This window comes from Aestuariivita sp. (assembly GCF_049276915.1).
GTDB lineage: Bacteria > Pseudomonadota > Alphaproteobacteria > Rhodobacterales > Rhodobacteraceae > Aestuariivita.
On record NZ_JBASXK010000155.1, the window covers coordinates 1 to 4,001 of the forward strand.

Consider the following 4,001-nt stretch of genomic DNA (forward strand, 5'->3'; position numbering starts at 1 on the left):
TGGATATCGTCAAGGCCAATTCGCGCGAACCCATTTCCAACGAGGGCGACATCTATGCGCTGATCGCCTGTTGCGAGACCGGGGCCGAGCGGCTTTCTGGCATGATGGAGGAGTTCGGCATCGACCACCTGGACGATCTGGCGGACTACATCATCGACACGTCCTATCGCGGTACGATCGAGGCCATCGCGGAGTTGCCCAAGGGGACGTGGCGCAATGTCTTGAAGGTGGATGGCTATGAGCAGGAGATCGATCTGCACGCCGCCCTGACCATTGCCGAGGATCGCGTTGCATTGGATTTCACCGGCACGTCGGGCCTGTCGAACAAGGGTATCAACGTGCCGCTGAACTATGCCACAGCCTATTCGGTGTTTGCCCTGCGTTGCATCATCGGGCCCGACATTCCCAACAACGCGGGCTCGCTGGCGCCGTTTCACGTCACCGGGCCGAAGAACTGCATCCTGAACGCCCAGCCTCCCGCACCGGTGGCCATGCGTCATACGCTGGGGCAGATGACGCCCGATCTGGTCTATGGCTGCCTGTCGCAGGCCCTGCCCGATCGGGTGCCCGCCGAGGGCGCGTCATGCATGTATGACCTGCCGCTGCGCCACACCCCCGAGGCGGTGTCGCGGGGGGACGAACAGTTCGCGCTGGAACTGGTGTTCAGCGGCGGAACCGGGGCGCGGCCGGGCCTGGACGGGTTGTCAGCAACCGCCTTTCCGTCGGGCGTCTGGGGCAGTCAGGTGGAAACCACCGAAGCGGTCGCGCCGGTTCTGATTACCCGGCGTGAACTCAGGCCGGACAGCGGCGGGCCCGGGCGCACACGCGGCGGGCTGGGTCAGGTCATCGAAATGCGATCCTCCGACAACGCGGATTTCATGCTGTTCCTTTCGGTCGAGCGGGTCCTGAACCCGGCAAATGGGCGTTTCGGAGGACAGGCCGCTGCGCCGGGGCGTATTCGCATCAGCCGTGATGGCCCGGACCTGCCCGGCAAAGGTGAGGTTCGCGTGAAGGCCGGTGAAACGCTGATTTTCGAAACCCCGGGCGGCGGGGGGTTCGGTCCGCCACGGGAGCGCGACCCTGACGACATCCGGCGCGATCTGGACGAGGGGCTGATCAGCAGGCAAGCCGCGCATGACATCTATGGGCTCGAGCCGTGATCAGACCAGCAAGACATATCGCAGCGATGTCGCCCTACGCGCTGGCCCAGTTGAAGGCACCTGCGGGAAAGCGCCTGATTTCGCTGTCTCAGAACGAAAGCCTGCGTCCACCCAGCCGCCGGGCGATCGAGGCCGCCGCAAGGGCGGGGGACGCCGGGCATCTCTATCCCGATCCGGACTGGAGCGCGCTTCGCGCCGCGCTGTCCGGGCTGCACGGTATCCCTGCCGAAGGCATCCTCTGCGGCAACGGGTCGATGGAACTGATCGCCTGCCTCGCGCAAGCCTTTGCCGACGAGCGAAACGCGGTCTTGGCCCCGGCGCATGCCTACCCGTTCTTCCGTACCGCCGCACAAATGGCGCGGGCCCGCTTCGACCTGGCAGCGGAACGTGACAGGCATGTATGCGTCGATGCAATGCTTGCCGCCGTCCAGCCCGACACGCGCATCGTTTTCGTCGCCAACCCCGGCAATCCGACCGGCACCCGTATCCCGCGCCACGAACTTGTCCGGCTGCGCGAGGGGTTGCCCGACGATACCCTGCTGGTCATCGACGAGGCTTATGGTGAGTTTGCCGATCATCTGGGCGAGGCCATGTTCGATCTGGTCGGGCGTGGCGACACGGTGGTTCTGCGGACCTTCTCGAAGGCCTATGGGCTGGCCGGAATGCGGGTGGGTTGGGGCCTATTCCCGCCCGAGATCGCCCGGGAGCTTCGCAAGGTGATGAATCCCAACAACATCGCTGTCGCCGGCCAATTGGCGGCCACGGCGGCGCTCGCGGATCAGGACTATATGGTTGAGACCTGCCGACAGACGGCCGCTTTGCGCGACGGTTTGCGCGCGCGGCTGTCGAAGGCGGGGTATGACGTGCCCGAAAGCTTCTCCAATTTCGTGCTGATCCGAATGGAAAGCCCTGACGACGCGCGCCGCGCCGATGAGGCGCTCCGCGCCGAGGGCGTGTTTCTGCGTCCGCAGGGCGGGGTCGGGCTGGCCGATTGCCTGCGCGCCACCATCGGCGTCGCTGAAGATGTCGACATCGCCGCCGGGGTTTTGGAACGCTGGGCAGAGGGGGAAAAGACATGACACAATCGCGCGGGCGGGCCCGCTTCGGCATTCTGGTGCCCTTCACCAACACCAATCTCGAACCTGACATGGCGCTTTTGCGCCCTGACGGCGTGTCGATGCATATTGCCCGCATGGGGGGATATGATCAGGACGAGATCCCGGATGCGGACCAGATGCACGGGCTGGGCGCGGCTGATCTGGATGAGCCCCTGCACCTGTTGCAGGGCGTGCGCCCGGATGTGATCCTCTATGGCTGCACCTCGGCTACGCTGACCCATGGCCCGGCCTTCGACCGTGCGCTTGCCGAACGGATCAAGACCGATAGTGGGGCCGAAACCGTAACGGCAGCCGGGGCACTGGTGCATGCGCTGCAAACTCTGGGCGTGACCCGCATCGGTTTTGCCTCGCCTTACGTATCTGCGATCAACGACTTGGCCGTCGAATTTTTAGCGAAGACGGGTGTTGAAACCTTGATCCGCTCAGAGGTGGGTGATGATCTGGACAATTACGGCCAGGGCGAGCTGGATCCGCAGGCGGTATTCGATCTGGGCCTTGCCGCCGACCATCCCGAGGCCAGGGCGATTGTGCTGTCCTGCACCGACATGCGCAGTGTCGAAATCATTGCCCGTCTGGAACAGGCTGTGGGCAAACCAGTCATCACGTCAAATCAAGCGATGGCTTACCAAGCCATGCAGCTAGCCGGTATCGGCGAGGCCCTGCCGGGATATGGCCAGCTACTGCAAAGGGAACGGCTATGAACTTCGATCGGATCGCCGAATTCGTGCTTGCGGGCCAAGGCATGCCGCAAAGCGCGCTCGACATGGCCGCGACGCTGCTGATCGACACCGTCGGCGTGGCGGCAGGGGCTGCGGGGATGGAGGCCGGTCGGATCGCATACGATCATGCCTTTGCCTTTCACGGCGCAGGTGCGCCGGAACACGCGGCGTATATGATGTTCGACGGCCGGCGCGCTTCGATCCCCGGGGCCGCCTTTGCCGCTGCGACCCAGATCGACAATCTCGACGCTCACGATGGCCTCAATCCGACCAAGGGTCATATTGGCTGCGCTGTGGTGCCCGCACTGTTTGCCTTCGCCGAAGCCCGACCAGAGCTTTCCGCGCGCGATGCGCTCTCTGCGCTCGTCATGTCCTATGAGGTCGCTGCCCGAGCAGCCTTTGCCTTGCATGCAACAGTTAGCGACTATCACACATCCGGGGCATGGAACGCGCTAGGCGTGGCGGCGTTGGGTTGCCGTTTGATGGGGGCGCGCCCCGACAGGTTGCGCCATGCGCTCGGGATCGCCGAGTACCACGGCCCGCGCAGCCAGATGATGCGCGAGATCGCCAACCCGACCATGTTGCATGACGGGTCGGGCATGGGCGCGCTGGTGGGGGCGATGGCGGCGTTGCTGGCGATGGACGGATTTACCGGTGCGCCTGCTATCACTGTCGAGGCGGATGATGTGGAAGATTGCTGGTCCGATCTGGGCAAGCTCTGGACCGTCGAGCACAACTACATCAAGCCCTATCCGATCTGCCGCTGGGCGCATGCGGCGCTTGATGCCTTGTCCGGTCTGATGCGCGATCACGGTTTCTCCGCAGGCGACGTGACCCGGATCGAGGTGAACACATTTTCCGAGGCCGCGGCGCTGTTCCCGGGTATGCCCGCAACCACATCGCAGGCCCAGTATTCCCTGCCCTTCGCGCTGGCCGTGATGCTGGTGCATGGCCGGATCGGGCCGGGGCATATTTCCGGCACAGCCCTGAACGACCCGAAGGTG

At 64.5% G+C, this 4,001-nt stretch carries 4 protein-coding genes; all 4 read left to right on the forward strand.

All coding sequences use genetic code 11. From position 1 onward, the window contains the following. The coding region (locus WAO69_RS16400; RefSeq protein ID WP_422181100.1) for a hydantoinase B/oxoprolinase family protein at positions 1-1,160 on the forward strand (1,160 nt) is incomplete at its 5' end. Continuing rightward, entirely contained in the window at positions 1,157-2,239 is a 1,083-nt protein-coding gene (locus WAO69_RS16405) for a pyridoxal phosphate-dependent aminotransferase (RefSeq protein ID WP_422181102.1), read from the forward strand. The genes WAO69_RS16400 and WAO69_RS16405, both read left to right, overlap by 4 nt. Next, positions 2,236-2,979, forward strand: coding sequence for a maleate cis-trans isomerase family protein (locus WAO69_RS16410; protein WP_422181104.1), 744 nt, complete (start codon positions 2,236-2,238; stop codon positions 2,977-2,979). The genes WAO69_RS16405 and WAO69_RS16410 overlap by 4 nt, the downstream gene beginning before the upstream one ends. Beyond that, positions 2,976-4,001, forward strand: a 1,026-nt coding sequence (locus WAO69_RS16415; RefSeq protein WP_422181107.1) for an MmgE/PrpD family protein, incomplete at its 3' end; no start/stop codon positions are given. The genes WAO69_RS16410 and WAO69_RS16415, both read left to right, overlap by 4 nt.

Coding starts and splice junctions, on each gene's coding strand:
- WAO69_RS16410 (WP_422181104.1), top strand. CDS start 2,236: ATGACACAATCGCGCGGGCGGGCCCGCTTCGGCATTCTGGTGCCCTTC.